Source organism: Pseudomonas sp. AC463, assembly GCF_979253585.1.
On sequence record NZ_CEEDDZ010001109.1, the window covers coordinates 1 to 239 of the forward strand.

The window sequence follows — 239 nt, forward strand, 5'->3', positions numbered from 1 at the left end:
GGGCAGGACGGTGACGAGGGACTCGCTCACTTTGCGTTCGCATCCTTCAGTTCGGTGGCGTTGGTGACGGTGGCGATGCCGCCCGCGTCGATCGCGACCAGCCAGCGCGCATTGCCGTCGCACACCGCGACCCACGTGGGTGCGCCCTCGATATCCTTGGCTTCCTGCACGTCGGTCACCTGCTGGCATTCGCGACCGGCATCGCGGATCGCGCGGAACATAACGCCCACGCGCTGCCC

The 239-nt window shown here is 67.8% G+C and carries 1 protein-coding gene; it reads right to left on the reverse strand.

Annotated features, from left to right (window positions below):
• Nucleotides 1–26: 26 nt before the first annotated feature.
• Nucleotides 27–239: hypothetical protein (locus tag AC0IYH_RS33725; RefSeq protein ID WP_471838808.1), on the reverse strand; the 213-nt coding region annotated here is incomplete at its 5' end.